Raw genomic sequence first — 25,735 nt, forward strand, 5'->3', positions numbered from 1 at the left:
GCACGTGAGCAGGGGGACTGGGATGCAAGCCGCCATTGATGAGGCCGTCTCCGGGGCCGTCACCGGGGACCCGCGCCACAAGCCTGAGGCGTCCCCTGCCGCGAGCAAAGGCAGCGACCCTGGTGTTCCCCCGGACCTGATCACGCCACGTGAGGTCGCGTCCATGTTCTGCGTGAACCCCAAGACGGTGACCCGTTGGGCGGTGGCCGGTCGCCTGACGGCGTACCGCACGCTTGGTGGTCATCGCCGTTACAGCAGGGCCGAGATCGAGCAGCTCCTGGATGTCCAGCCGAGGGCCAGCTGACCAACGAGGCGGGCGTGCCGAGCTCGCAGCGCGCCCGGCGCCATGGCCAACGCCCCGCACCTGGCGAGCGGTTCTCACAACGTTGCGCTCGGCCTGTCACGGCCGGGCGTCGGATGTGGCGCGAGGGCTGAGCCCCACGGCGCTGGTGTCGTTGGTCAGCAGGACCAGCGCCAGGTCGTCCGCGAACCGTCCGGCGTGCTCCTGCACGCGGTGCAGGAGCTCGTCGAGGCAGGCGTCCGGCGTGCCCTCGCGCACAGCGGCCTCGATGCAGGCGGGTGGGAGGAACTCGCCGGCTGGGTTCCGGGCCTCGGTGAGCCCGTCGGTGTAAAGCAGAAGGCGGTCGGATGGGTTCCAGTGGTGCGTCGTGACGTGGTCCGCCGGCCCGATCCCCAGGGGCAGGCAATGGTGGACCGCGAGCTCGCGCACACCGTCGGCGGACGCCCGCAACGGGGCGGGGTGGCCGGCCGCGACGACGGCCAGGCTGTCGGGGCCGGTGATCTCGACGAAGACGGCAGTGGCGTAGCGCTCCACGTCCCAGAAGTGGGTGACGTACTCGTGGACACGGCGGGCCACGGACACCAGGTCGTCCTCGCTGGCGCCGTACTGGCGGAAGGCGCGGATGACGCGGGCAGCCTCGGTGACGGCGCCGACGCCCTTGCCGCTGACATCACCGAGCAGGAAACGCAGCCGGTTCCCATCGGCGACGAAGTCGAAGAAGTCGCCCCCGACCTGCGCGGTGCCGGTCGCCGAGTGGTAGCGGGTTCTGATCCGGACGGGGCCCAGCGACTCGGGAAGCACGGGAAGCAGCGCTTCCTGCGCCGCGGCGGCGATGCGGCGCGAGTCGCGCAGATCCGCCTCGCGGCCGGCCCTGATCACGCTGACGATCACCGACAAAGCGCTGACCAAGGCGACGTTGAGGAGGCTGACGCCGTATTGGGCACCGAAGCCGTTCCACAGTCCGGAAGCGGCCGCCAGGCTCACTGCCGCGCCGGCAAACGCTGCGGTCGCGCGGGGCGTCAGCGCGGACGCCGCCAGCAGTGGTGCCAGCCCGAGAAGGCCCGTCAACACCGCCACCCGGGGGCTGACCACCACGTCGGACGCTGTTGTCAGGGCCAAGAGGGCGGCGCTGGCCCAGCCGATCACCCGGGACGACTGCCGGACGGCCGGGAGCACGCCCTCGGGAGCGGCGAAGACGGAACGGAGTTGCAACCCTCGGCCTTGACCCTCCACGCTCGGGCTCGAGCCCACGACGCTGACAGCGCATTGTCACCCCTCGCCGTCACCACGGAGGTGATTCCGGGAAAACCGGTGAGCCCGGGGGCCTCGAGGGGCAAGGTCGACGTCGTCCGACGAGCGGCAGAGGCGGTCGTTCGAACGCCGGCCGACGCGTCAACGGACCAGGACCAGCCGGTGCGCATCGACCGCATCGATCATCTGGTTCTCACCGTCATGGACATAGAACGGACGGCTGCCTTCTACGTCGAAGTGTTGGGGATGACTGAGCAGAAGTTCGGCTCAGGCCGCATCGCCCTCTCCTTTGGGCAGTGTCTACGTGCGCGATCCTGACGGCAGTCTGATCGAGCTGTCGAACTACTCCGCCCCCGGGTGAGGCGTCGATTCTTCGTCTCTGTCTCACGTCAGGGCGTGCGCACCACGTAGGGCTCGGGATCGAAGGTGGCGAAGCGGTCGCGGAACTCGGTGGCGCGGCCCGGCCAGAGCAGGCTCTGCCGGCCGGTCCGCGAGTCGACGTACCAGTTGGAGCAGCCGGAGGTCCACGGCTTGTCGATGCTCCGGGCCGTCATCTCGCGGGCGTAACCCTCCTCGGCGGCAGCCGTCACCTCGAGGGCCACGCCCGTCGGGGTGTGGCGCAGCGCCCCGAGGACGTAGTCGATCTGTGCCTCGATCATCACCAGGGCGGAGTTGTGGCTCAGGCTCGCGTTCGGGCCGTCGAGGACATACATGTTCGGGAAGTCCGCGACCGCGGTCGACGCGTAGGCCTGCATTCCCTCCGTCCAGTGCTCCTCGAGCGTGAGTCCCGAGCGTCCCCGGACGAGGCCGGCGTACGGCTGGCCGGTGGTGTGGAAACCGGTGGCCAGGACCACGACATCTACCTCGTGGCGGTCGTCCCGGCTCAGGATCGCGCCAGCGTCGAAGCCGGTGAGCGGTCCGGTCACCGTCACATGGGGCCGCGTCGCGGCGAGGTAGTAGTCGTCGGAGAAGAGCACCCGCTTGCAGCCGAACTCGTGGTCCGGGGTGAGCCGCGCCCGCAGGTCGGCATCGGCGACCTGTGCGGCCAGGTGGCTCAGCGCGCGCGACCTGGCTTCGTGGCGGGCTGCGAGGTCGCCGACGCGGGCGTCGTAGAGCCGCTCGGCCTCGGCGAAGAGCGAGGCTCGCAGGCCCGACAGCGCCTCGGGGCGGGCGGCGAAGCGGGCGCGCTCCTGCACGCCGTAGGTCTCGTCCTGACGCGGGAGGACGTACGGCGCGCTGCGCTGCATCAGCACGACGGACCGGGCCCGCGCGACCACCTCCGGGAGCAGCTGGACGGCCGAGGCGCCGGTGCCGACGACGGCCACCCGGGCACCGTCGAGCTCGACCGAGTGGTCCCACGCCGAGGAGTGGAAGACCGTGCCGGCGAACTCACCCGGCACCTCGGGCAGGCGCGGGGCCGTCAGGCGGCCGGCGGCGAGCACGAGGACCTCGGCGCGTACGGGGCCGCGCGAGGTCGTGAGCCGCCAGTCGCTGCCCGACCAGGCGGCGGACTCGACGTCCGTCCCGAGACGCAGGTGGTCGCGCACCGGGTCTGCGGCGCGCTCGAGGTAGTCGCGGATCTCGCCCCCGGGCGCGAACCGGCGCGAGAACGACGGGTTCGGCAGGAAGGAGAAGCAGTACAGGTGCGCCGGCACGTCGCAGGCGACCCCGGGGTAGGTGTTGTCCCGCCAGGTGCCGCCGACGGCCGAGGCCCGCTCGAGCACGACGAACGAGTCCTCCCCCTCGGCCTGCAGGCGCAGCGCTGTGCCGAGGCCGGCGAAGCCGGCCCCGACGATGGCGACGCGCACCCTCACTGGCGCGTCGTCACCGAGCCGGCGCGCCGGCATACGTCGTGGTGCGCAGTCGCAGCGTGCGCCCCAGGGTGCGCGCCAGCTGACGGGCAGTCTCCACCGGCAGCTCGCGACCGAACTCGACGCCCGCCTCGGGCAGCACCCGACCGTCGAGCAGCGTGCCGCCGAGGTCGTCGGCGCCCGAGCGGAGTGCGGCGACGGCGCCGTCGAGACCGAGGCGGGTCCAGGGCGCCTGGTGGTGGTTGATGCTGCCGTGCAGCACCAGCCGGGCCACGGCGTGGACGGCCCGGGCGTCGTCGAGGTCCACCGGCGAGCCGGGGAGCGGCATGGGCACGAACTCGGTGAAGCCGCCGGTCTCGGCCTGGAGCCTTCGCAGGGCCCGCAGGTGCGCCACGCGCTGCAGCGGCGTCTCGCCGTGGCCGTAGAACATCACCGACGTCGAACGGAACCCCACCCCGTGGGCTGCCCTGACCGCGGCCAGCCACTGCTCCACCGGCAGGTCCGCGGGGAAGACCCGCAACCGGTACGCCTCGTCGAGGAGCTTGACCCCCGTGCCCGGCACGGTGTCGACCCCGGCCGCAGCGAGCGCCCGCAGGTGCTCGTCGAGACCGCGGCCGGCCCGGCGCGCCCCGTCGACGACGTCGGCCGGGCGGAACGCGTGCAGGTGGATGCCGGGAGCGGCGCGCTTGACCGCCGCGGCGAGCTGCTCGTAGACGTCGTCGGGCGCGGTGTCCGGCGCCGTGCCCTGGATGCAGAGCTCGGTGGCCCCGAGGTCCCACGCGTCGGCGGCGACCTGCTCCACGAGGTCCGGGTCGGTGCACACGTCTGAGCCCAGGTTGCGGTTCACGACCAGGCTCACGGTGGCACCGACGACCGAGCGCCTCAGGTCGTCGGCCACGGCGGCGAGCCGGTCGAGCTGCTCTCCGCGCAGCGCGAGGAGCTCGGCGTAGTCGGCGTCGGGGAGCCCGGTCGGGTCGGCGGCCGCACGGCTCACCAGGTCGGTGCCGCCCGTGCCTCCCGGGGCGCCCGTGCCTCCCGGGGCGCCCGTGCCTCCCGGGGCGCCCGTGTCGCCAGACGGCGCACGTGAGAGCACCGGCCGCGGGGGGCGCGGACCCGGGCCGGCTCCCGCGGCGAGCACCGCCGCGTGCAGCCCGGCGTCGATCCAGACATCGCGGTCGTCGACATAGGGCTGGTGGACGGTGAGCCGCCGGCGCAGCGTGAAGCCGGACTCGCGGGTGAGGCGCTCGAGGTCCTCGAGCCGCGGCCAGGGCCGTTCCGGGTTGACGTGGTCGGCCGTCAGCGGGCTCACCCCGCCCCAGTCGTCGACGCCGGCGGCGAGCAGGGCAGCCAGCTCGGCCGGGTCGCTGAGGTTCGGGGGTGCCTGGATGCGCATGTCCGGACCGAGGACGACTCGGGCGGTGGCCACGGTTGCGAGGTACTCGTCCGTCTCGGCGTCGTCGACGTCCTGCATGGCGGTCGCCGGCTTCGCACGGAAGTTCTGGATGATCACCTCCTGCACGTGGCCGTGCCGCGCGTGTACGTCGCGCAGGGCGATCAGCGACTCTGCTCGGTCCTCGAGGGACTCGCCGATGCCGACGAGCAGGCCGGTGGTGAAGGGCACCTTCGCGCGACCGGCGTCCTCGAGCACCGCCAGCCGCACCGCGGGGTCCTTGTCCGGCGATCCGAAGTGCGCCCCGCCCGGTCGCTCGAAGATCGCGCGCGAGGTCGTCTCGAGCATCATCCCCATCGACGGCGCGGTGGGGCGCAGCGCCTCCAGCTCGGCACGGCTCAGCACCCCGGGGTTGAGGTGCGGGAGCAGGCCGGTCTCGGCCGTGATCCGGCGGGCGAGGTGGCCGACGTAGTCCACGGTCGATGCGAAACCGTGCTCGCGCAGCCACGCGCGAGCCACGTCCCAGCGGTCCTCGGGCCGGTCGCCGAGCGTCAGCAGCGCCTCCGTGCAGCCCAGCGCCGCGCCCTGGTGCGCGACGGCCAGGACCTGCTCCTCGGACAAGTAGGGGCTCAGGCCCTTCCGCGCCAGCTTGGCCGGCGTGTCGACGAAGGTGCAGTAGTGGCACCGGTCCCGGCAGAGCGTGGTGACAGGGACGAAGACCTTGGGCGAGTAGGTGACCACCCGGTCACGACCGGCGCGGCGCAGTCCCTCGTCCCGGATGCTCGCAGCCCGGCCCACGAGGGCAGCGAGGGACTCGCCGCGGGCGGACAGCAGCCCGACCAGCTCAGCGACCTCAGAACGCACGACATCTCCCATCACACATCTTCACGGGACCGTGACGGCGGTGTCGGCGGTACGCGTACTTCCCATTCCACACCATCGCGGCCGCAGGGCGTCGGCCCCCCTCACGGGCACCCGTCACGGGCTTCCCTCACAGAAGCCGCGCGTACGCGTTCACGGGTCTTCCGATCAAGAGGTGCCGCCGGCGCCGGGGACGGCGGCGCCTTCAGTGCGGCGTGCCGCTCCGGTCGCGGTCGGCGCTCGCGCGCCACTGCTCGGCTCCGGCGCTCGTCCTGCGGGCCTGCCCGTGCTCGCCGTACCAGTCCAGCACCATGACGGTGGCGTCGTCGGCGAGCACCTGGTCGCAGCGCTCCAGCACCATCGCGGTCAGGCGCCGGCTCGCCTCGCGGGGGTGCAGGGAGCGGGTGCGGGTGATCTCCTCGCACAGGTCGAGCGAGGCGGCGTTCCGCTCGAGCATGCCGTCCGTCACCAGGACGAGACGGTCTCCGGGGCGCAGGGCCAGCTCGATGCGGCGGTACTGCGTCTCGAGGAACATCCCGAACGGGAGGTCGGGGGTGAGCGAGACCTCCGAGGCGCTCCCGTCCCGCGAGAGGTACGGCGCCACGTGGCCGGCGTTGACGAGGGAGAGCATGCCGGTGGTGAGGTCGACCCGACCCACGAGGCCGGTGGCGAAGTGGTCAGACGCGCCGGAGGCCGTCTGCTGGAAGAGGATGAAGTGCGCGTCGCTCGCCTGGTCCTCGAGCGAGCCGCCCATGCGGCGGGTGTTGCGCAGGCTCCCCACGCACAGGGTCGCGGTCAGGGCGCTGCTCACCCCGTGCCCGACGGCGTCGGTCAGGGACAGGTGCAGCGTGTCGCGGCCCAGGCAGTAGTCGAACGTGTCACCGCCGACGGAGGCCGCCGGCTCGAGCCACGCCGCCAGCGTGAAGGGCGCCGCCTCGCAGGTGAACGCCGGCGGGAGCAGCCGCCGCTGGATCTCCGCGGGCAGCGAGAACAAGCTGCTCCGCTCGGCTCGCTCGAACAGGTCGGTGTGCCGCCGGTTGGCGATGACGACGAAGGCGAGCAGGTGCGCGACCCGGGCGATCTCGGCCACGCCCTTCGCGTCCGGTGCCTCGGGCAGGGCCACCTGCAGGAGGCCGAGGGCCTCGCCGCGCTCGGTGACCGGGGCCAGCACGATCCAGCCCCGGCTCTCCCCGTCGACCATCGCTGCGGGGAGGACCTGGACCCTCTGGGTGCGCATGGCCGTCTCGACCTGGCCCGTGATCGGCACGCTGACCGACTGCTCACCGTCCTGGGTGCGGGTCGTCCCCTCGAGCCCGCCGAGCCCGTGGCGCGCCAGCGCCTCGTCGGAGGAGCCGTGGGACATGCGCACCAGGGCGCCGCCGGCGAGGTCGGCGATGAGGAAGAAGGAGGCGGACGCCTGGAGGCTGTGCGCGAGCGTGGCCGTCACCGCCTCTACGGCCTGCAGGGGCGAGGCGTTCTCGGCGGCGTCGAGGACGCCGCCGAGCAACTCATCGGACGTCCTGCTGTCCACGGTTCCACAATATGGCGGAGCGGACGCCGCCGGATGAACTTTCGACGTCGAATCCGGACGAGCTGGGCGCCCGGGTTGGGGTGGAGGGATGCTCGGGTACGTGCGCACCGTGAGCGAGACCCTCAACTGGACCACCGACCCCGTCGAGCTCGACGGCGTCGAGCCTGCCGACCCGCCGACCGAGATGCTGCCGGGCCTGTGGCACGGCGGCTGCCCGGTGGACTTCGGGTGGGTGCGCGACACCGGCATCGACACGGTCGTCGACCTGGCCGACCCCGACGCCTACCCGCCGCCGGAGGACATCGAGGGGCTCGCCTACCTCAAGTGTCCGCTGGTCGACGGTGAGGACGTGCCCGACTCGGCGCTCACGCTCCGTCTCGCCCACCTGGTCGCCGGTCTCGTGGGGGAGGGCCGCCGGGCGCTCGTGCACTGCACCTTCGGTCGCAACCGCTCCGGGCTGGTCATGACCCTGATCGTGCGTGAGCTCCTCGGCGTCTCCGGCGCAGAGGCCCTGGACCACGTCCAGCAGCGCCGGGACCGCACGGTGAACAACGAGGACTTCGCCGAGTGGCTGCGCTCGCTGCCGGCGCCGGCCACCTCCGACCAGGCCGTCTGAGGCGCGGCCGGGCAGCGACGCAGATCTTCGTCGATTCCTGCACCCACGCTGGACTTCTCCGGAGACAGTGGGATCAGACGCGCCTCCTGACGGGCCCGTCCGACCACACGAGTCCTCACTCGGGAGCGGACATGACCTCCACCATTGCGCCCCACCTCGACCACGACCTCGGCGACGCCCTCGGGCACGACGTCGACGCCCTCCACCGCGACGGGATCGTGGCCCATCCTGGCGCCTTCCCGCGCGACTGGGTCGACGAGCTGCACCGGGACGTCCTCACCGCCTACCGCGAAGCGCGCACACGCGAACGCGGCGCCATCACCCGTGGACCGCACCGCTGGTACGTCCAGGTCCACCCGGAGCAGCTGGGCGGCTTCGTCACGCTCGCGACACACCCCTGGGTGACCGGCCTGTGCGAAACCGTCCTCGGTCCCGGCTACGTGCTCGTCGAGATCGGCTTCGACATCCCGTTCGCCGGGGCGGTCGACCAGCCCTGGCACCGCGACCTCCCTTCCCCGCCCGAGACGCACCGTCACGGCCGTCTGACCTCGCTGGCCTTCAACCTCGCGACCGTCGACACCGCCGTCGACATGGGGCCGTTCGAGATCGCCCCCGGCACGCAGTACGAGCCGGGGCTCGACTGGGACCACGGGATGTTCCCGCCGCGCAGCACGTGGGGCCGCTACCAGCGCCTCGCCGAGCGCCTTATGCCGCAGCGCGGCGACATCTCGGCGAGGTCGGCTCTCGCGGTGCACCGGGGAACGGCGAACCGCACCTCGCGAGCGCGGCCGGTGGTCGTGCTGGGGGCCGTCGTTCCGTCGACGCGACACGAGGAACGCCATCGGATGATGGTGACCCGCGAGTTCTGGATGGCGATCCCCCACGGGCTGCGCGACCACCTCGAGGTCGAGCTCGTGGACGAGCTCACCCCACTCGAGCAGGAGCACGACATCGAGAGCCTCGTCATGGGGGTCGCCCCCTGACGCCTTCCCGTCAGCCGGCTCGGTGCCAGCCGTCTCGCCCCCGGCTCGTGCACCCGCGGTCAGACGGGGGTGCCCCAGAGCTGCAGCTCGCCCCGCAGCCAGTCGAGGTCGCGCCCGTGGTGGCGACAGTCCCAGATCCGGAACACGACGCCCGCGAGGTCGGCGATCCGGTCAAGCAGCGGCAGCCCCTCCCAGCCCAGCACGTCGTGCCCGTATGCCGCGCAGAAGTCCCGGTAGGTCGCTCGGTCGAGCTCCCCGGCACGGAACCGGCGTGACGCGCTCGCGAGGTCGTACTCCCGCGGCGCCACAGCCACCCAGTCGAGGTCGATGAGCGCGGCTCGCCTCCCGTCGTGCATGACGTTGGACGGGGACACGTCGCCGTGGATGACGCCGTAGCCGAGCTCCGACCTGACCCCGGCCAGCGCGGAGAGCAGCCCGTCGCGAGCCGACCACAGGATGTGGGCGTGCTCCTCGGGCAGGAGCGCCACCTGCGAGCCCAGGCGCGAGAGCGGCGACCACGTCGCCACGGCGGCGTCGGCGTGCTCGGCGTGGAAGGCCTGCAGCAGGGCTCCGACCTCGGGCCACGTCACGGGGGACCCGCCGGAGAGGCGGGACGCGACGGTGACCACCCCGTGCGGCGTCACGACGGCAGGCACGAGTGCGCTCGTGGCGGTTCGCGAGCCTGCCAGGGCGGTGTGGATGCGGTCGAGGTGCGCCGCGTCGGTCCCCGGCGGGTAGACCTTGACGACGTGCGACTCGGCGCCGAGCACCACGGTGGTCAGCAGGCCCAGGACCTCGTCGGCAGGACCCACCTGCACCGGGAGCAGCGCTCGGGCCACCTCGAGGGCGGCCGACGCGTCGCGGGCACCCCAGCCCGCAGCGGGCAGCGGCAGCGCGACGGCCTCGGCTGAGACGCCGGCTGAGACGCCGGCTGCGACATCGGCTGAGACACCGGCTACGACACCGGCAACAGCGCCGGGTGCGACGTCGGACACGTCGACGACAGGTCCCGGTTGGGACGCGGCGGACGGCATACGGGGGCTCCTGGAGAAGGGGTCCGTTCCGGGTCGCGGGGCTGCTGACGCGCCGGCGGACGCGGAACGTTAACACGCGGCGAACCCCTCGTGAACGCGTTCCGTCCGGCCTCTCACGCACTGGCAGGATGAGCGCCATGACCACGGACGTCCCGCTCAGCGTGCGCACCCCTTCGCCCCTGGGCGAGTTCCTCCGGGCGCGGCGGCACGAGCTCGCGCCGGAGGAGGTCGGCATCAAGCGTGCGAAGGGCCGGCGCCGTGTGGGGCTGAGTCGCACCGAGGTCGCCGAGCTGGCCGACATCTCCGTGGCCTACTACGACCTCATCGAGCGCGGCCGCGACCTGCGCCCGAGCGCGACCGTCATCGACGGGCTGGCCCGGGCACTGAAGCTCGGCGCCGACGAGCGCGCGCACCTGAGCGCCCTGGCGACCGGCACCCCGTCGCGCCGGGCGCAGAGCCCCGAGGAGCTGACGGAGGAGCTCGAGGAGCTGCTCGACTCGCTCGACCCCAACCCGGCCTACGTCGTCGGTGCGCGCTGGGACGTCCTGGGTGCCAACCACACGGCCTGCCAGCTCTTCACCGACTGGGAGGGCAAGCGCAGCAAGCGCGAGCGCAATCTGCTGTGGTTCTACTGCTGCGACCCGGCAGCCCGCAGCCTCTTCGTCGACTGGGAGCAGGAGGCCGCCGACCAGCTCGCGCTCTTCCGGGAGGCGTACGCGCGGCACCCCGACGACCCGTCGTACAAGCGCATCCTCGACGAGATCTTCAAGACGAACCCGGACACCGTCGAGTGGTGGGAGCGCCACGACAGCGACCCGACTCGCGGGCGCACCAAGCGGATCCGCCTCGACACCGGCCAGGTCGTCCGGCTGCACCAGCTCGTGCTCCAGGTCGTCGACGAGCCGGACATCCGCGTGATCAGCTACTTCGCGGACGCCGACGTGGATCTCGACGACCTCGACCCGGGCGACTGAGGTCCTGCCGAGCCTCCGGCCTCCGGTCGCCGGCGCTGCGGCCGCTCAGCGGCGGCGGGTGCCGAAGATGCTGCGGGTGATCTCCCGGCCGATGACGGTGCCGGCCGAGCGCAGCATCGAGCGGAACGCCGTGGACTGCACGACCTGCTCGACGATGCCGGGATCCTCCTTGGGCGCCTGTCCCTGCCGCGGCGACGGAGCGGGGGGCGAGGCGGGGGTGGGCAGGGGCGCAGCAGGAGTGGCCGCCGGCTGGGCAGAGGCCGCGGGAGCCGCCTGCAACCGGGCCGTCAGCTTCTCGTAGGCCGACTCGCGGTCGACGACGTCGGCATACTTCGTCTTCAGTGCCGAGCCGGCGACGACGGCGTCGAGGGTGGCCTGCGGCGAGGGGTCCATGAGCGAGTTCGGGGCCTTCATCCGCGTCCACGCCACGGGCGTCGGGACGCCCCGGTCTGAGAGCACGGTGACGACGGCCTCGCCGATGCCGAGGCTCGTGAGCAGCTTCTCCATGTCGTAGGCGGTGTGCGGGTAGGTCGCGATCGCCTGCTTGAGCGCCTTGGCGTCGTCGGGCGTGAAGGCGCGCAGCGCGTGCTGCACGCGGTTGCCGAGCTGCGCGAGCACGCCCGACGGGACGTCCTTGGGCGACTGGGTCACGAAGAAGACGCCCACCCCCTTGGACCGGATGAGGCGCACGGTCTGCTCGATGGCCTGCAGGAACGCCTTGCTCGCGTCGTCGAAGAGCAGGTGCGCCTCGTCGAAGAAGAAGACGAGCTTCGGCTTGTCGACGTCGCCCTCCTCCGGCAGGTCGTGGAAGAGGTCGGCGAGCAGCCACATGAGGAAGGTCGAGAAGAGCTGCGGGCGGTCCTGCACCTGCGGCAGCTCGAGGCAGGAGATGATGCCGCGGCCGTCGGCGGCGGTGCGCAGCAGGTCGCTCGTCTCGAACTCCGGCTCGCCGAAGAAGTCGCCGGCGCCCTGGTCCTCGAGGGCGATGAGGTTGCGGAGGATCACCCCGGCCGTGGCGCTGGAGAGGCCGCCGAGCTCCTTGAGGTCGGCCTTGCCCTCGTCGGAGGTCAGGTGCGTGATGACGGCGCGCAGGTCCTTGAGGTCGAGCAGGGCCAGGCCGTTCTTGTCGGCGTAGTGGAAGATCAGCCCGAGGCTGCTCTCCTGAGTGTCATTGAGACCGAGCACCTTGGACAGCAGGGTCGGGCCGAAGGCCGTGATCGTGGCCCGGACCGGGATGCCCGTGCCCTTGCCGCCGAGCGTGTAGAGCTCCGTCGGGTATGCCGTCGCCGTCCACGGCATGCCGACGTCGGCCGCGCGGGCGGTGATCTTGTCGTTCCCCTCGCCCGGGGTCGCCACGCCCGACAGGTCGCCCTTGAGGTCGGCGAGGAACACGGGGACCCCGGCGTCGGACAGCTGCTCGGCCATGAGCTGCAGCGTCTTGGTCTTGCCGGTGCCGGTGGCGCCCGCGACGAGGCCGTGCCGGTTGAGCACGCTGAGCGGGATCTGCACCGGGGCGTCCGGGTGGGCCTGCCCGTCGACGACGGCGGCCCCGAGCCTCAGCACCCCGCCGTCGAACGCGTAGCCGCCGCGGATCTCGTCGAGCTGGGCGTTCGACGACGCGTCGTCGCCGGTCTTCTGGACTCCGGTGTCGGTCACGCCTCGAACTGTAGTAGGCGGGCCACCCCCGGCGATGTCTATGCTGACCCGGTGATTTTCAAGGCCGTCGGCGACTCCCGCCCGTACCCCGACCATGGACTCGAGACCACCAAGGACTGGTCCAACGTCCCTCCACGGGTGGTCCAGCTCGGCGAGCTCATCACCACCAAGAGCACGCTCGACCTGCGTGGGCTGCTCGCCGACGACTCCACCTTCTACGGCGACCTCTTCCCGCACTGCGTGGAGTGGGAGGGCGAGCTCTACCTCGAAGACGGGTTGCACCGGGCACTTCGCGCCGCGCTGCAGCAGAGACCGGTCCTTCATGCCCGCGTCCTCGTACTCTGACCCCGTACTCTGGCGCGGACCGCCCGACTTGAGGCGGTTTCCGACCGGTCCGAGCAAGGAGCGTGGATGTCGCAGGCCGTGGACGACGACGACCGCCCGTATCGAAGGCGCCGTCAGCGCCGGGCGACGATCGTCATCGCGGTCGTGCTGCTGGGCCTCGCCGGCGCGTTCTACTACGCGTCGACCTACTTCCGGGACACCGCGCCGAAACCCAAGCCCTGCACGACGGAGGTCCCGGTCGCGCCGCTGACGCCCCGGGACGTCAGCATCAACGTCTACAACTCCACCAACCGCAACGGCCTGGCGGCCGCGGTGGCCAAGCAGGCCGGGGCGCGCGGCTTCAAGATCAAGGCGGTCGGCAACGACCCCAAGGGCGCGTCGGTCAAGCAGGTCGCGCAGATCCGGTTCGGCCCGGAGGGGGAGGCCTCGGCCAAGCTGCTCAAGACGCACGTGCCCCAGGCCGTGCTCGTCAACGACAAGCGCAAGGGCGACACCATCGACCTGGCCGTCGGTCAGTCCTGGAAGGCTCTCGGCAAGGTCCCGGTGGTCGTGACCCCCACCCAGACGCTCCGTCCCTGCCCGACGGTCACCGTGCAGCAGTGACCCGAGCGTGAGTATGCCGTCCGGCGCGGGCTGCGCCGGACGGCATACGTCCTCGGGGTGACGGGCCCTACGGCGGCCCTCCTCAGCTGACCGGGGTGGCCGCCTTGACGAACTCGTTCGTGTAGGTCTTGGCGAGGTCGATGCTCTTGCCCTTGACCTTCGGGTTGAACTCGCCGAGGACCGCCAAGCAGGTCTTCGGGCCGTCCTCCGGCATGAGGCCGGTCGGGTTGAAGATGCCCTTCTCGCTGTCGAGGGCGTGGACGTAGGCGTCCTTGCCGACGCCCTTGTAGTAGTCCGCCGGCATCTTGTCGGCGATGGCGGCACCGTCGTGCTGCTGGATCCAGGCCAACGTCGAGACGTAGGCGTTGACGAGCTTCTGCACGGTCGGCTTGTTGCTGTTGACCCAGTCGGTCGGCATGTAGAGCGAGGTGGCCGGGTAGGTGCCGCCGAGCGCGGACTTGGAGCCCTCGGCGGTGCGCATGTCGAGCAGGATGAAGGCGGTTCCGTCCGAGAGTGCCTGCGAGACAGTGGGTTCCGTCGTCATGCCGCAGTCGATGGCCTTCTGCTTCATGGCGGCGATGAACGTCTGCCCGGCACCGACACCACGACGCGTCTCCGAGGAGGGGTCCACGCCGTTCTTCTTGCTGAGGTACTGCGTGAGGAAGTCGGTCGACGAGCCGGTGTCGGTGATGCCGAGGGAGCGGCCCTTGAAGTCGGCCGGGCTCTTCACGACGCCCTTGAGGTCGCTCCGGCACAGCTCGACCTCACCCGGGATCTGGAGCATCGACACGACGGCTTCGGACGACTTGCCCTGCGCCTGCAGGGCGATGTTGTGGTCGTAGAAGCCGCCGACGCCCTGGACCTGTCCGGCCAGCATGTTGTTGGTCGCGTCGCCGCCGGCGGGCTCGTCGACGAGCTTCACGTTGACGCCGGTCTTGTCGTAGTAGCCGAGCTGCTTGGCCAGCATGAACGGCAGGTAGATCTGCTTGCTCATGCCGCCGACCATGATCGTCACGGTGGGTGCGCTCGCGTCGACGGGGGCACCGGTGCCGGCGCTGGTCGAGGAGCCGGAGGCGTTGTTGGCGCAGGCGGCCATGGTGGTCGCGGCGAGGAAGGCGGCGCCTGCGGCACCGATCCGCTTGGTGTTCATGAGAACTCTCCTTTGAGTCTGGTGCGTGGGTCTGGTGGTGCTGGATGCTGGGGCGTGCTGCTGGGTGCGCCGCAGGGCGCTGCTCGAGCGACGGGGCTACTCGACGGCGGCACCTCCGTGGGTCTGTGGGGGCCGCCAGCGCAGCAGGCGACGCTCGAGCACGGTGATGAGGCCCTCGGCGGTGAGGGCGATGACGGCGACGAGGACCATGCCGGCGAGCACGCCGTTCATGTCGAAGTTGTTCTGCGACGAGCGGATGAGCAGGCCCAGGCCCTGGTTGGCACCGAGGATCTCGCCGACGAGGGCGCCGATCAGTGCGAAGCCGAAGCTGATGTGCAGGCTCGCGAGGATCCACGTGAACGCCGAGGGGAGCACGACGTCGCGGGTCACCTGCCAGCGGGTCGCCCCGAGCAGGCGGGCGTTGGCCACGAGGTTGCGGTCGACCTCCCGGGCGCCCTGGAAGGCGTTGAAGAAGACGCCGAAGAAGACGAGGACGACCGCGAGGATCACCTTGGACTGGATGCCGAAGCCGAAGGCCACCGTGAAGATCGAGCCGAGGATGATGCGCGGGATCGAGTTGGCGGCCTTGAGGAACGGTGCGAACAGCTCGGAGAGCAGGCGCACGCGCCCGAGCGCGATGCCGCACACCACCCCGAGGATCGAGCCGATGACGAAGCCGAGGACGGCCTCCTCGAGGGTGACGACGATCTGCTCGCCGAGGGATCCCTGGCTCGTCCCGACGGTGACCCAGTCGTGGAGGTCACCCCAGACACCCTTGGGCTCGCCCCAGAAGAACGGGTCGACGACCTTGGCATTGACGAGCAGCTGCCAGGCGACGAGCAGCACGACGACGATGGCGATGCGGGCTGCGGCCAGCACGGCACGACGGCGTCGGGCCCGGGCGTGAGGTGAGGCCGTCACCGGCGTGGCCTCCGGTGGGAACTGCGCGGCCAGGGCCATGAGGGATCCGTCGTGCTGGGTGGGGGTGTCGATCACGACGCCACCTCCGCGAGCTGCGTCGTGCGGGCGTACGCCTCGGCGACCTCGGCGCGCAGCGCCTCCCAGATCTGCTCGTAGAGCCGGGTGAACCTCGGGTCGAAGCGGATCTCCTGGACGACGCGCGGCCGCGGCAGGTCGATCTCGAACTCCGCCTTGACGGTGCCCGGGCCGGCGGTGATGACGACGACCTTGTCGGCGAGGGCGATGGCCTCCTCGAGGTCGTGCGTGACGAAGACGACGGCCGGCTTCGTCTGGTCCCAGAGGTGCAGCAGCTCGGTCGACATGATCGCGCGGGTCTGCACGTCGAGGGCGCTGAACGGCTCGTCCATGAGCAGGATGCGCGGCTGGTTGATCAGCGACTGGGCCAGGGCCACGCGCTTGCGCATGCCGCCCGACAGCTGGTGCGGGTAGCGGTCCTCGAAGCCGCTCAGGCCCACGCGGCGAAGCCAGTCGCGGGCCAGCCTCAGGGCCTCGGACCGCCTCTGGCCGCGGTAGAGCGGGCCGGCGGCGACGTTGTCCAGGACGGACTTCCAGGGGAAGACGGCATCCTGCTGGAAGACGAACCCGGTGCTGGTGTCGATGCCGCGGACCTGCTCGCCGTGAACGAGCGCCTCACCGCGCGAAGGGTTCTCGAGCCCCGAGATGAGTGTGAGGGTTGTCGACTTGCCACAGCCGGTCGGCCCGACGACGGCGCAGAACTGGCCGTCCTCGACCGTGAGCGACAGATCCTGGATCGCGGTGTAGGTGCCACCGTCCGCCGTGGCGAACCTCTTGGTGACGTTGCGTAGCTCGATGGCCGCCATCGGTCACCCCTTTCTCCTCGTTGAGTTGCGTCACCGTAGGAGCGGGCGGCACGGGGCCGGAACGCTTGTGCTCGTTGCCGCCGATAGCCGCGATAGAGATGGTTTTGTGCAATCTGCTCAGCCATGCTGGGAGCGACGCCGACGAGGGCGTCACCGGAGCCACGGCCGCCACCATCCGTGGCGAACGACGCGTGGGCGGGAGCGGAGGAGCAGGATGCCGCGACTGGGCAGGACGCTGGCGGCGCGGATCCTCGTGGCCGTGCTCGGGATCGTCGTCGCGACGCTCGCCGTGGGCTTCGCCCTCTTCGCGCGGTTGACGTCGCAGCAGGCCGACACTCGGGCCATCGAGCAGGCCAGCGGGATCGCCGTCACGCTGGGCCGCGTGCCGCAGGTGGCGCGAGCCGTGTCGGACGGAGACCCGGGGCACGTGCTGCCCGCCCTCGGCGAGCAGGTGCGTGCCTCGACCGGCGCGTCCTACGTCGTCATCATCGACCGGACGGGACGGCGCTACTCCCATCCCAACCCGGCGCTGGTCGGCCAGCGCATCGAGGAGCCGGTCGTCGCCCTGGACGGGCAGGTGCACACCGGCATCGACGAGGGCAGCCTCGGGCGCTCGGCCAACGCGCGGGCGCCCATCGTCGACGCGGCCGGTCGCCCGGTGGGGGAGGTCTCGGTCGGCATCCTCGAGTCCGAGGTCGGGGTCCGGCTCAACGCCGAGGTCCTCGACATCGCGCTGTATGCCGGGATCGCCCTCGCGCTGGGCGTGGCCGCCTCGCTGCTGCTCGCCCGGGCGATCAAGCGGGTCACCTTCGGGGTCGAGCCGGCCGAGATCGTCGCGCTCATGCAGGAGCGCGAGGCGATGCTGCACGGCATACGGGAAGGGGTGCTCGCCGTGGACGCCAAGGGCGCCATCAACGTTCTCAACGACGAGGCCCGCCGCCTGCTCGGGATCGACTCGACAGGCATCGGCCAGCGCGTGGAAGAGGTCATTCCCGACGGTCGGCTGCGCCGGATCGTCACCGGCGAGGTCGGGGGCGTGGACCTGGTGGCGGTGACCGACGAGCACCTGCTGGTGCTCAACCGGATGCCCGTGCTCGTCGGGGGTCGCAACGTCGGCTGGGTCGTCACGATCCGCGACCGCACCGAGCTCGAGGCGCTGGTGCGGCAGCTGGACTCCGTGGAGGGGCTGTCGACGGCCCTGCGAGCACAGGAGCACGAGTTCTCCAACCGGCTGCACGTGCTGTCGGTCCTGCTCGAGCTCGGCGAGGTCGAGGAGGCGATGCGCTACAGCCGGGAGCTGCAGGCGGAGACGGTCCTGGTCAGCGAGGAGATCCGGGCGCGGGTCGGCTCCCCGGTCGTCGCGGCCCTGCTGCTCGCGAAGACGACGGTGGCCGCGGAGCGCGACGTCGTCGTGCGCCTCGACCCGACGAGCCGCCTGGAGGCGGGCCGTGACGAGGAGCTGCCCCTGGTGACCGTGCTCGGCAACCTCATCGACAACGCCGTCGACGCGGTCGCCGACGACCCTCGAACCGTCGGGACCCACCCGCGCGGCGAGGTCGTCGTGCGCCTGTGGGGCACGACGGACACGCTCGAGCTCACCGTGTCGGACTCCGGCCCCGGCATCCCGGAGGACCGTCTCGCCGACGTCTTCCTCGACGGCTACTCCACCAAGGCACCCCGTGGTGCCATGCGCCGGGGCGTGGGCCTTGCTCTGGTCCACCGTCTCGTCACGCGCGCCGGAGGAACGATCAGTGCGACCTCGGCCGCCGGCGCCACGTTCGAGGTGCACCTGCCGCTGCACGTCCGTCAAGGAGCCCCATGATCCGCGTCCTCGTCGTCGACGACGACTACCACGTCGCCCACGCCCACGCCCTGAGCGTCGCGCGGGTGCCCGGCTTCAGTGTGGTGGGGGAGGCCCACACCGGGGCCGAGGCCCGCGAGCTGGTGGCGTCGGCGCAGCCCGACCTGCTGCTGCTCGACATGTACCTGCCCGACTTCAGCGGCCTGGACCTCGTGCGGCAGGTGGCGGCGTCGGGGGAGCGGGTGCCCGACTTCCTGCTCGTCACCGCGGCACGGGACATCGACTCGGTGCGCTCGGCCATGCAGCTCGGAGCCTTCTACTACCTGGTCAAGCCGTTCAGCTTCGCCGCCCTGCGCGAGCAGCTGGAGGGCTACCGCGCGTGGTCCGAGCGGATCGACCGGGCGCCCGAGGCCGACCAGCACGTCGTGGATGCGCTCTACAGCCTGCGCGGTGCGCCGCCCCGGCGCGCCGCGGCGACCCGGTCACTGCAGCCGACGATGGCGCGCGTCCTGGAGATCGTGGCCTCGGCGCCGGCGCCGATCGGGGCGGCCGAGGTCGCGGAGATCCTCGGGGCGAGCCGGCCGACGGCCCAGCGTTACCTCGCCGGTCTGGTCAAGAAGCAGCTGCTCGACCTTGACCTGACGTACGGCTCGACGGGCCGGCCGGAGCACCGCTACCTCCCGCGCCGCGGCTGAGGCGGCCGTCCAACCGCTGTCTCCGGCCCGTCTGGCGCTGCGGGCGGCAGCGCGTTCGCGGCGTCCGGCGCCAGCGTGTCGCGGGTGGGGAGCAGGGCACTCCTCGGCGTGACCAGTAGGTTTCCCCCACGTTGGATCCCGGCACCTAGCCACCGCCTGCCACGGCGGCTCCCAGCGACCCCACTTCCCGGAGGACCCTCTTGCCGCACGCCCAGATGTCGCCGACGCCGCAACGCCGTCACCGCAAGGTGGTCGCAACGGTGAGCGCCGCCATCGCGCTGACCGGGATGGCCGCTCTCGGCAGCCCGACCTCCAGCGTGGCCGCCCTGTCGAGCCGAGGTGCGGCCGTCTCCACGGCGGCGCCGTCGGCATCGGGTGTCACGGTGCAGCGGGCAGCTGCGTCGGGCTGCAACACCAGGCTGGCGGGCACCACCACCCGACGGGCTCCCGGTTCCGGCAGGACGGTCGCGCTCACCTTCGACGACAGCTCGGCCACCGACATGACCTCCGTACTGAAGATCCTGCGCCGCTACGGCGTGCGGGCAACGTTCTTCGACATCGGGTCCGAGGATGCCAAGATGCCGGCCGTGGTCTCGGCGGCGGCGCGCGACGGCCACCTCGTGGAGCCGCACACGTGGAACCACGTCTACCCCTCGAAGGCCAACGGCAACTGGTCGGTGCCCTACCTGACCCGGGAGATCACGACGACCGCGAACCAGCAGCAGAGACTGACGGGGCGGCGCCCCTGCTTCTTCCGGCCACCCGGCGGGAACATGAACAACGTCCCTGCCACCACGCGAGCCCTGGGCCTGCAGAACGTGCTCTGGTCGGTCGACTCGCGAGACTGGTCCGAGCAGCGCCAGCTGACCAGGACGGCGACCGCCGGCATCGTCAGGCGCGCCACCGACCTGCGCTACGCCGTGGACCGGAACCATCCGATCGTGTTGATGCATGCCGGAAAGATGTCGCCGGAACCCAAGGGGCACACCTTCTCCGACCGGCCGAACACCGTGGCTGCCCTGCCGGCCGTCATCGAGTGGTACCGGGCCCGCGGGTACCGGTTCGTGGCCATGGACGGGACGAGCGGACTGGTCCGGCCCTGACGGGACCGGGCGAGAGAGTCCCGCTCGGCTGCGAGGGCGCGCGCAGACCGGCGGGACCCTCCCGGCATACGGGGTGGAGAGGCCAGCACCTTCAGGAGGTGTAGGGCACGCGCTTCCAGGAGAGGACGTGGTCGGCGCCGGGGCGGTTGACGGTGACCTCGAGGAAGTCCTTGTTGTTGCTGGAGCCGTCGACCGTGACGCGGGTCAGGTTCTCGGCTGAGCCCTGCACGCCGTAGAACGAGAGCCACTTCGAGCCGGCAGCGAGCGGCCGGTCGGAGTTGTAGACGTGGCTGTCACCGTTGAAGAGGTAGACCTCGCCGTCGAAGGCGTTCGACTGTGCGACCAGCTCGCGCACGAGCGGCTGGAAGGCAGAGTTGTCGGCCCACGTCACGTCGTAGGTCGGGTCGAACATGTCGGCCTGCAGGAAGAGCGCGACGGCGCGGTCGTGGCGCTGCCGCGCGTCCGCGAAGGCCGAGCGGACCTGCGCCACAGCGGCGTCCATGCGGGCCCGCTCCTCGGCGACCTGCTCGGGCGTCGGCGTCGTGTGGCCGAGCTCCGGCCAGGGGAGCAGACCGTCGTTGCTGCCGACGACGTGCAGCGTTGCGATGTCGACACCCTGCCGACGGAACGACACGTTCTCCGGGAAGCCCGATGCAGCCTGCGACGCGACGGTCATGTCTGCGCCGAGCGTGTGGCCAGGACCGTCGAAGAACGTCGAGCGGATCGCGGAGAGGCGCTCGAGCGGGTTGTAGGTGCCGTTGTTGGCACGGTGGCAGTCGGTCCACTCGTTGTCGCCGGGCGTGTAGACCAGCGGCATCGTGAAGCGGTCGAACTGGCTGCGGATCATGCCGAAGTACTCGTTGGTGCACTTCGACGAGCCGTTCTTGATGTCGCCGACGTGGATGGTGAACGACAGGTCCGGCGTCGCGTTGATCTGGTCGATCCACTTCGGCAACGCCGCGACCTGGGCGTCGCCGTAGGGAACGTCGCCGATGACGGCGAAGTGGTAGTGCCCGTCCTTGCCCTGGCCCGGCGCGCCCGCCGGCGATGCAGCGGCGGCCGTGGCGGCTGCGGCGGAGAGGACGACGAGCGAGGCGGCGGCGGCCGCGAGGGCAGGTGGGCGCGAAAGGTGCATGACTGCCGTTATGCCGCACCGCGGGCGGCCGCCACCACCACGAACAGGTGAACGTCAGGCGTCGAGCTGGACCAGCGTGGCGACCATGAGCGCCTTGATGGTGTGCATGCGGTTCTCGGCCTGGTCGAAGACGACCGACGCGGGCGACTCGAAGACGTCGTCGGTGACCTCGAGCTCCTTGAGCCCGAACTGCTCGTGCACGTCCATGCCGACCGCCGTCTCGAGGTCGTGGAAGGCAGGAAGGCAGTGCATGAACTTGACCTGCGGATTGCCTGTCAGCGCAAGGAGGTCCGCGTTCACCTGGTAGGGGGTGAGCAGCGCGATGCGCTCGGCCCACACTTCCTTCGGCTCGCCCATCGAGACCCAGACGTCGGTGTGGACGAAGTCGACGCCACGCACGCCCTCGGCCACGTCCTCGGTCAGCGTGACGCGCGCGCCGGTCGCGGCGGCATACCTCCTCGCGATGGCGACGACGGACTCGGCGGGCCACAGCGACCGGGGCGCGACGATGCGCACGTCCATCCCGAGGATGGCGCCCGTGACGAGCAGCGAGTTGCCCATGTTGAAGCGGGCGTCGCCGACGTAGGCGTACGCGATCTGCTCGTCGGGCTTGCCCGCGTGCTCGCGCATCGTCAGGGCGTCACAGAGGGACTGCGTCGGGTGCCAGTCGTCGGTGAGGCCGTTCCAGACCGGCACACCGGCGAAGGCGCCGAGGGTCTCGATGACATCGTGTCCGGCGCCGCGGTACTCGATGCCGTCGTAGAAGCGGCCCAGCACGCGGGCTGTGTCCTTGGCGGACTCCTTGTGGCCCATCTGCGAGCCGACCGGGTCGAGGTAGGTCGTGCTCGCACCCTGGTCGGCCGCGGCCACCTCGAAGGCGCAGCGGGTGCGGGTCGAGGTCTTCGCGAAGAGCAGGGCGATGTTCTTGCCGGCCAGGCGTCGCTCCTCGCTGCCCGCCCGCTTGGCGGCCTTGAGCTCGGCGGCGAGGTCGAGCAGCGCCCGGAACTCGTCGGGTGTCAGGTCGGTCTCCTTGAGCAGGTTGCGGCGGTGGAGCGTGGCGAGCGACATGGTCGGATGGTTTCAGGCGCGGTCGTCGTGCGGCAATCCGGTCTCAGTCGTCCGCATGGCGCGCCGGAGCCCGAGCTGCCAGCGGGCGCGCTCGAGGAGGGCTCGGGCCTGGAGCGGCACCAGCACCCGAGGGCCCTTGCCCACGCAGAAGACGACGTCGTCGAAACGGTGGATGCCCGGCCGCCCGCCGACGGTGACGAAGGCGTCGCGCACGGCCGCCAGCTGCGCCACCGTCATGAACGGCGACGGCTCGTCGGGCTGGTAGCGCGCGCCGAGCGGGTGGTCGCGGCCCGGGGTCGTCGTCATCTCGACGTGGCAGCCGAGGACATGGCGGACCCCGCGGTCGTGCGCGAAGGCGACGAGCCGGTCGAGTGTGGCCAGGAGAGCCGGGGGGTCGTCGACGTAGATCCGTCCCGGGTAGACGGTGTCGCCGGTGTGGAGCAGGCCGGTCGTCGGGTCGTGCACCGCGATCGAGGTCGCGTGGTGCCCGGGGATCCCGAGGATGTCGAGCGTGCGCCGGCCGAGCTCGAAGGAGACGAACTGGCCGGGCCAGTCGGCGATACCGAAGAACGCCCGCACCGCCGCCACGTCGTGCCCGACGACCGTCGTGGCCGGGCGGTCGGCGAACGCGGCGTCGCCGGCGACGTGGTCGCCGTGCGCGTGCGTGTGCGCGACGACGAGCTCGTAGGAGCCGAGGTCGTATGCGCCGGGCCCGGTCCGCGTGGCCAGCCAGTCCTCGACGAGCCCGTCCACGGACGCCCGGAGCGCTGCGCCGTCGACGGCGCCGGTGTCGAGCAGCAGGGCCCGGCGCTCGCCGAGGAGGAGCAGGATGAACGGCGCCTCGAAGGTCACGTCCTTGCTCTGGCGGATGAGCACGGTGCCGGGCGCCAGGTGGTGCACCTGCAGTGGCGGGTCGGTCAGGTGCCGTGGGGACGGCGAGCCGTGGATCCAGCACACGCGGGTGTCGAGGGGGACCGGCTCTGTGGAGGGCATGGAGGGATTGTGCTCGCGGTCGACGACCGCGCGGCGCCACGGGCTCGATTTCTTGCATGGGGTCCGGCTCCGGTAGCCTGCGCGACGGAGGATTCGCATAGTGGCCTAGTGCGCACGATTGGAAATCGTGTTGGGATAAAACCCTCGGGGGTTCAAATCCCCCATCCTCCGCCACATGACAGCAGCCCCATCGCGCGTAGCGCGGTGGGGCTTGCTGCGTCCCCGGCTCTCGGTGGACGCATACGGACAGGTGAGCTGCCCGGAACTTTTTGCCAAAGGCTCCAATCCGCCCACGCGTTCGCGGCGAACCCCGGGCCTGGAGACGGTCGACTACGGCCACCGCTCGCCGGCGCCAGCCGGGGGACGGCTCATCTCCCCGTCATGGAGGGAACACCAGATGCGCACCACCACCACTCGGATCGCCGGCGCAGGATTCGCAGCAGCCGCAGCCATGGCTCTCAGCATCGGTCCGGCCTTCGCCGCCGACGGCTCCGTGAGCGCCAACCTCAGGCCGGTCGCCGGCAACGGCGTGCAGGGCAGTGGCACCGCCATGGTCGACGTCAAGGGCGACACGATCACCGTCACCATGGCCGCGAACGGCCTGCTGCCGGACAACCCGCACGCCGCGCACATCCACTTCGGCGCCTCCGCGCGTCATGAGTGCCCGATCCTGTCCGACGACAAGAACGGTGACGGCCACCTCAACACGACCGAGGGTGGTCCGGCCTACGGTGACATCGTCGTGTCGCTGACCAAGACCGGTGACACGAGCCCCAAGTCCGGCCTGGCGATCGACCGCTTCTCCACTGCCCCCGGCGGCAAGATCGCCTACCAGCGCGGCAGCATCAAGGTCTCCAGCGCCGTCGCCCAGGCGATCTCGGCCGGTGAGTCCGTCGTCGTCATCCACGGCGTCGACTACAACAAGGACGGCAAGTACTCCGGCGCGACGAAGAGCGACCTGATGCCGTCCCTGCCCACCGAGGCCACCGACCCGGCCCTGTGCGGCGCCCTGCGGGCGGCCCCAGTCGGCGGCATGCACACCGGAGGCGGTCTCGCCGCCGACAGCGTCAAGACCGGCGGCCAGAACGAGGCCCTCACGCTCCTCGGTGGCGGCGCTCTCCTCGCGGCGGCCGGGACCGGTGCCTTCGCCGCGCGCCGCGCGCGGTCGCGCGCCTGAGCGAACGGCACGCCTCTGATGACTGAGCGCACCTCGCCCCGAGGCGGTCGGCGGCTGCCACCCGCTGTTGTCGCGGCCCTGGCGGCCACGGTGGTCCTGCTCCTCGTCGGGACGGTCGCGCTCGTGCTCGGCCTTCGAGGGACGTCCGGGACACCTGGCCCGCCGCGGCCCGCGGCCGCTGGGGCCGTCCCGGCGACCTCGCCGGTCCCCGGCTCGTCGACCGCGGCGACCGGTGCCTCGGGAAGGGATACCCCGGTGTCGCCGGGCCGGGTGGCGACGCCCGGATCCGGTGACGGCGGGGCAGCCGGTGACGGCGGGATCGGCACCTTCCTCGCGGCGTCGCAGCCGACGTCGATCGAGATCCCGTCCATCGGGGTGCGGTCCACGCGGTTCGTCACGCTGGGGACCCAGCGCAACGGCACGATCTCCGTGCCCGGGACGGCCCAGGAGGTCGGGCTCTACGACGGGGGTCCGACGCCTGGGCAGCTCGGCCCCGCGGTCCTCGCCGCGCACGTCGACACGCCCTCCGGCGTGCCGGGGATCTTCTACCGGCTAGGTCGCGTCAAGGCGGGCGACCTCGTGCGCATCACCCGCGAGGACGGCTCGCACCTGACCTTCACGGTCGACCGGATCGCGGCCTTCCGCAAGACCGAGTTCCCGACTGCGCTGGTCTACCGGGGCGACTTCACCCGGGCCGAGATCCGGCTGGTGACGTGCGGCGGCCCCACGGACAGCCGCAACGAGTACCGCGACAACGTCGTCGTCTTCGGACACCTGACGTCAGCCACCTGACGTCGGCCACCTGACCCGCGATGACTGGGTACGCGTACGCCCGGCGTGCGCGTTCGCCCACGCGTCGCGTACGCCAGCTGACCGCGTACGCCCACGGTGGCCGGCGCTCACGGTCGGCCGATGAGCACTTCGCCGAGGACGAACGCCAGCACGAACACCCCGCCGAGCAGGGGGAGCGTGATCACCGGAACCGACCGCTCCCGCGAGACGGTCACCGCCCCGACCGCCAATGAGGCCGCGACGATCCCGAGCGCCAGGCTGATCTCGCCGAACGGGGTGAAGGCGAAGGCCACCGCAGCGAGGAAGCAGGCCAGGCTGATCCACCCCGCGACGCTGGTCGGTGCTGCGCTGAGCCGGTCGCCACGGGCACGGACGACCCCGACGAGCGTCACGACGAGGGCGACGAAGAGGATGCCGAACCCGACGGCCCAGCACAGGTCGGTGAGGGTCGGGCTCGGCACGATGAACGCGCCTGTCGCGACGAGGAGTCCGAGGACCCCGAGTGCCAGGGCGACCTTGCGCCCGGGCGCCTCGGGCTCGGCTGGAGAGGAGGACCGGCGTTGCTGGTCGAGGATGGACATGCTGACCCCCTTTGCTGCTTCCACGCTGGGCCGCCCCGCACGCGGCCGGCAGGGCCGAAGGTCCCGCAAAAAGCAGACGACC

General features: G+C 71.6%; 25 protein-coding genes and 1 tRNA gene. 13 read left to right on the forward strand and 13 right to left on the reverse strand.

Translation table 11 applies throughout. The features are described from left to right. The first annotated feature begins 136 nt into the window (after positions 1-136). Positions 137-304, forward strand: coding sequence for a BldC family transcriptional regulator (locus tag LQK93_RS11090; protein ID WP_374971487.1), 168 nt, complete (start codon positions 137-139; stop codon positions 302-304). Positions 305-400: 96 nt separating this feature from the next. Here the strand turns inward: LQK93_RS11090 and LQK93_RS11095 are convergent, their stop codons facing one another. Further along, a complete protein-coding gene (locus LQK93_RS11095; RefSeq protein ID WP_374967849.1) occupies positions 401-1,513 on the reverse strand; it encodes a PP2C family protein-serine/threonine phosphatase in 1,113 nt (370 codons plus the stop codon). A gap of 201 nt (positions 1,514-1,714) precedes the next feature. On the opposite strand from LQK93_RS11095, the gene LQK93_RS11100 reads away from it, so the two are divergent. Next, complete coding sequence (locus LQK93_RS11100) at positions 1,715-1,870, forward strand: VOC family protein (RefSeq protein WP_374967850.1); 156 nt, start codon at positions 1,715-1,717, stop codon at positions 1,868-1,870. A 71-nt stretch (positions 1,871-1,941) separates the two neighbouring features. On the opposite strand, the gene LQK93_RS11105 is transcribed toward LQK93_RS11100, so the two are convergent. The 3 genes from LQK93_RS11105 to LQK93_RS11115 form a co-directional block, all read right to left on the reverse strand. Then, positions 1,942-3,366: a flavin-containing monooxygenase gene (locus LQK93_RS11105; RefSeq protein WP_374967851.1), complete on the reverse strand. Its 1,425-nt coding sequence runs from the start codon at positions 3,364-3,366 to the stop codon at positions 1,942-1,944. 10 nt (positions 3,367-3,376) lie between these two features. Next, the gene (gene cofG / locus LQK93_RS11110) at positions 3,377-5,617 is read right to left on the reverse strand and encodes a 7,8-didemethyl-8-hydroxy-5-deazariboflavin synthase CofG (protein WP_374967852.1); all 2,241 of its coding nucleotides are present in this window, start codon (positions 5,615-5,617) and stop codon (positions 3,377-3,379) included. A 202-nt stretch (positions 5,618-5,819) separates the two neighbouring features. Continuing rightward, entirely contained in the window at positions 5,820-7,145 is a 1,326-nt protein-coding gene (locus LQK93_RS11115; RefSeq protein ID WP_374967853.1) for a PP2C family protein-serine/threonine phosphatase, read from the reverse strand. A gap of 109 nt (positions 7,146-7,254) precedes the next feature. Between LQK93_RS11115 and LQK93_RS11120 the strand changes: the two genes are divergently transcribed. Next, positions 7,255-7,761, forward strand: coding sequence for a dual specificity protein phosphatase family protein (locus LQK93_RS11120; protein WP_374967854.1), 507 nt, complete (start codon positions 7,255-7,257; stop codon positions 7,759-7,761). A gap of 131 nt (positions 7,762-7,892) precedes the next feature. After that, positions 7,893-8,744, forward strand: coding sequence for a phytanoyl-CoA dioxygenase family protein (locus LQK93_RS11125; protein WP_374967855.1), 852 nt, complete (start codon positions 7,893-7,895; stop codon positions 8,742-8,744). A gap of 59 nt (positions 8,745-8,803) precedes the next feature. Here the strand turns inward: LQK93_RS11125 and LQK93_RS11130 are convergent, their stop codons facing one another. After that, positions 8,804-9,778, reverse strand: coding sequence for a phosphotransferase (locus LQK93_RS11130; RefSeq protein ID WP_374967856.1), 975 nt, complete (start codon positions 9,776-9,778; stop codon positions 8,804-8,806). 137 nt (positions 9,779-9,915) lie between these two features. Here LQK93_RS11130 and LQK93_RS11135 point away from each other — a divergent pair, with 137 nt between their 5' ends. Continuing rightward, positions 9,916-10,752, forward strand: a complete 837-nt coding sequence (locus LQK93_RS11135) for a helix-turn-helix transcriptional regulator (RefSeq protein ID WP_374967857.1) — start codon at positions 9,916-9,918, stop codon at positions 10,750-10,752. A gap of 45 nt (positions 10,753-10,797) precedes the next feature. On the opposite strand, the gene LQK93_RS11140 is transcribed toward LQK93_RS11135, so the two are convergent. Then, on the reverse strand, positions 10,798-12,504 hold the full coding sequence (locus tag LQK93_RS11140; protein WP_374967858.1) for a helicase HerA-like domain-containing protein: 1,707 nt from the start codon (positions 12,502-12,504) through the stop codon (positions 10,798-10,800). Here LQK93_RS11140 and LQK93_RS11145 point away from each other — a divergent pair. Next, positions 12,460-12,753 carry a type II toxin-antitoxin system VapB family antitoxin gene (locus tag LQK93_RS11145; protein ID WP_142182057.1) on the forward strand — a complete coding sequence of 98 codons (294 nt, stop codon included), beginning with the start codon at positions 12,460-12,462 and terminating at the stop codon, positions 12,751-12,753. The genes LQK93_RS11140 and LQK93_RS11145 overlap by 45 nt on opposite strands. A 66-nt stretch (positions 12,754-12,819) precedes the next feature. Next, positions 12,820-13,356 carry a LytR C-terminal domain-containing protein gene (locus LQK93_RS11150; protein WP_374967859.1) on the forward strand — a complete coding sequence of 179 codons (537 nt, stop codon included), beginning with the start codon at positions 12,820-12,822 and terminating at the stop codon, positions 13,354-13,356. 82 nt (positions 13,357-13,438) lie between these two features. Here LQK93_RS11150 and LQK93_RS11155 read toward each other — a convergent pair whose 3' ends face one another. The 3 genes from LQK93_RS11155 to LQK93_RS11165 form a co-directional block, all read right to left on the reverse strand. Next, the gene (locus LQK93_RS11155) at positions 13,439-14,506 is read right to left on the reverse strand and encodes an ABC transporter substrate-binding protein (protein WP_374967860.1); all 1,068 of its coding nucleotides are present in this window, start codon (positions 14,504-14,506) and stop codon (positions 13,439-13,441) included. Positions 14,507-14,602: 96 nt separating this feature from the next. Then, positions 14,603-15,502, reverse strand: a complete 900-nt coding sequence (locus LQK93_RS11160) for an ABC transporter permease (RefSeq protein WP_374967861.1) — start codon at positions 15,500-15,502, stop codon at positions 14,603-14,605. Then, on the reverse strand, positions 15,499-16,308 hold the full coding sequence (locus LQK93_RS11165) for an ABC transporter ATP-binding protein (protein ID WP_374967862.1): 810 nt from the start codon (positions 16,306-16,308) through the stop codon (positions 15,499-15,501). Before LQK93_RS11165 ends, LQK93_RS11160 begins: the two co-directional genes overlap by 4 nt. A 214-nt stretch (positions 16,309-16,522) precedes the next feature. Here LQK93_RS11165 and LQK93_RS11170 point away from each other — a divergent pair, with 214 nt between their 5' ends. The 3 genes from LQK93_RS11170 to LQK93_RS11180 all read left to right on the forward strand — a co-directional run bounded on the left by LQK93_RS11170 (position 16,523) and on the right by LQK93_RS11180 (position 19,907). Beyond that, positions 16,523-18,130: an ATP-binding protein gene (locus tag LQK93_RS11170; RefSeq protein WP_374967863.1), complete on the forward strand. Its 1,608-nt coding sequence runs from the start codon at positions 16,523-16,525 to the stop codon at positions 18,128-18,130. Beyond that, the gene (locus tag LQK93_RS11175; protein ID WP_374967864.1) at positions 18,127-18,804 is read left to right on the forward strand and encodes a response regulator; all 678 of its coding nucleotides are present in this window, start codon (positions 18,127-18,129) and stop codon (positions 18,802-18,804) included. The genes LQK93_RS11170 and LQK93_RS11175 overlap by 4 nt, the downstream gene beginning before the upstream one ends. Positions 18,805-19,064: 260 nt before the next feature. Then, positions 19,065-19,907, forward strand: coding sequence for a polysaccharide deacetylase family protein (locus LQK93_RS11180; RefSeq protein ID WP_374967865.1), 843 nt, complete (start codon positions 19,065-19,067; stop codon positions 19,905-19,907). Positions 19,908-19,998: 91 nt separating this feature from the next. On the opposite strand, the gene LQK93_RS11185 is transcribed toward LQK93_RS11180, so the two are convergent. The 3 genes from LQK93_RS11185 to LQK93_RS11195 are packed head-to-tail and all read right to left on the reverse strand — an operon-like array spanning position 19,999 to position 23,103. Further along, positions 19,999-21,042, reverse strand: coding sequence for a metallophosphoesterase (locus LQK93_RS11185; protein WP_374967866.1), 1,044 nt, complete (start codon positions 21,040-21,042; stop codon positions 19,999-20,001). Between the two features lie 54 nt (positions 21,043-21,096). After that, positions 21,097-22,110 (reverse strand): ornithine carbamoyltransferase, encoded by a 1,014-nt coding sequence (argF, locus tag LQK93_RS11190; RefSeq protein ID WP_374967867.1) that lies wholly within the window; start codon positions 22,108-22,110, stop codon positions 21,097-21,099. A 12-nt stretch (positions 22,111-22,122) separates the two neighbouring features. Continuing rightward, positions 22,123-23,103: an MBL fold metallo-hydrolase gene (locus LQK93_RS11195; RefSeq protein WP_374967868.1), complete on the reverse strand. Its 981-nt coding sequence runs from the start codon at positions 23,101-23,103 to the stop codon at positions 22,123-22,125. 86 nt (positions 23,104-23,189) lie between these two features. On the opposite strand from LQK93_RS11195, the gene LQK93_RS11200 reads away from it, so the two are divergent. The 3 genes from LQK93_RS11200 (at position 23,190) to LQK93_RS11210 (ending at position 25,072) form a co-directional block, all read left to right on the forward strand. Next, a tRNA-Ser gene (locus tag LQK93_RS11200) sits at positions 23,190-23,277 on the forward strand. 223 nt (positions 23,278-23,500) lie between these two features. Beyond that, entirely contained in the window at positions 23,501-24,280 is a 780-nt protein-coding gene (locus tag LQK93_RS11205; RefSeq protein ID WP_374967869.1) for a hypothetical protein, read from the forward strand. An 18-nt stretch (positions 24,281-24,298) separates the two neighbouring features. After that, positions 24,299-25,072, forward strand: coding sequence for a sortase domain-bontaining protein (locus LQK93_RS11210; protein ID WP_374967870.1), 774 nt, complete (start codon positions 24,299-24,301; stop codon positions 25,070-25,072). Positions 25,073-25,179: 107 nt separating this feature from the next. On the opposite strand, the gene LQK93_RS11215 is transcribed toward LQK93_RS11210, so the two are convergent. Continuing rightward, positions 25,180-25,653 (reverse strand): hypothetical protein, encoded by a 474-nt coding sequence (locus tag LQK93_RS11215; protein ID WP_374967871.1) that lies wholly within the window; start codon positions 25,651-25,653, stop codon positions 25,180-25,182. Positions 25,654-25,735: the final 82 nt, after the last annotated feature.

This window comes from Terrabacter sp. BE26 (assembly GCF_041941675.1).
Classification (GTDB): domain Bacteria; phylum Actinomycetota; class Actinomycetes; order Actinomycetales; family Dermatophilaceae; genus Terrabacter.

Bases quoted from the DNA above. Each gene is read 5' to 3' on its own strand.
- argF (WP_374967867.1), bottom strand. From the start codon at position 22,110: ATGTCGCTCGCCACGCTCCACCGCCGCAACCTGCTCAAGGAGACCGAC.
- LQK93_RS11125 (WP_374967855.1), top strand. From the start codon at position 7,893: ATGACCTCCACCATTGCGCCCCACCTCGACCACGACCTCGGCGACGCC.
- LQK93_RS11185 (WP_374967866.1), bottom strand. From the start codon at position 21,042: ATGCACCTTTCGCGCCCACCTGCCCTCGCGGCCGCCGCCGCCTCGCTC.
- LQK93_RS11130 (WP_374967856.1), bottom strand. From the start codon at position 9,778: ATGCCGTCCGCCGCGTCCCAACCGGGACCTGTCGTCGACGTGTCCGAC.
- LQK93_RS11205 (WP_374967869.1), top strand. From the start codon at position 23,501: ATGCGCACCACCACCACTCGGATCGCCGGCGCAGGATTCGCAGCAGCC.
- LQK93_RS11140 (WP_374967858.1), bottom strand. From the start codon at position 12,504: ATGGTCGGGGTACGGGCGGGAGTCGCCGACGGCCTTGAAAATCACCGG.
- LQK93_RS11150 (WP_374967859.1), top strand. From the start codon at position 12,820: ATGTCGCAGGCCGTGGACGACGACGACCGCCCGTATCGAAGGCGCCGT.
- LQK93_RS11210 (WP_374967870.1), top strand. From the start codon at position 24,299: ATGACTGAGCGCACCTCGCCCCGAGGCGGTCGGCGGCTGCCACCCGCT.
- LQK93_RS11165 (WP_374967862.1), bottom strand. From the start codon at position 16,308: ATGGCGGCCATCGAGCTACGCAACGTCACCAAGAGGTTCGCCACGGCG.
- LQK93_RS11155 (WP_374967860.1), bottom strand. From the start codon at position 14,506: ATGAACACCAAGCGGATCGGTGCCGCAGGCGCCGCCTTCCTCGCCGCG.
- LQK93_RS11170 (WP_374967863.1), top strand. From the start codon at position 16,523: ATGCCGCGACTGGGCAGGACGCTGGCGGCGCGGATCCTCGTGGCCGTG.
- LQK93_RS11135 (WP_374967857.1), top strand. From the start codon at position 9,916: ATGACCACGGACGTCCCGCTCAGCGTGCGCACCCCTTCGCCCCTGGGC.
- LQK93_RS11215 (WP_374967871.1), bottom strand. From the start codon at position 25,653: ATGTCCATCCTCGACCAGCAACGCCGGTCCTCCTCTCCAGCCGAGCCC.
- LQK93_RS11195 (WP_374967868.1), bottom strand. From the start codon at position 23,103: ATGCCCTCCACAGAGCCGGTCCCCCTCGACACCCGCGTGTGCTGGATC.
- LQK93_RS11175 (WP_374967864.1), top strand. From the start codon at position 18,127: ATGATCCGCGTCCTCGTCGTCGACGACGACTACCACGTCGCCCACGCC.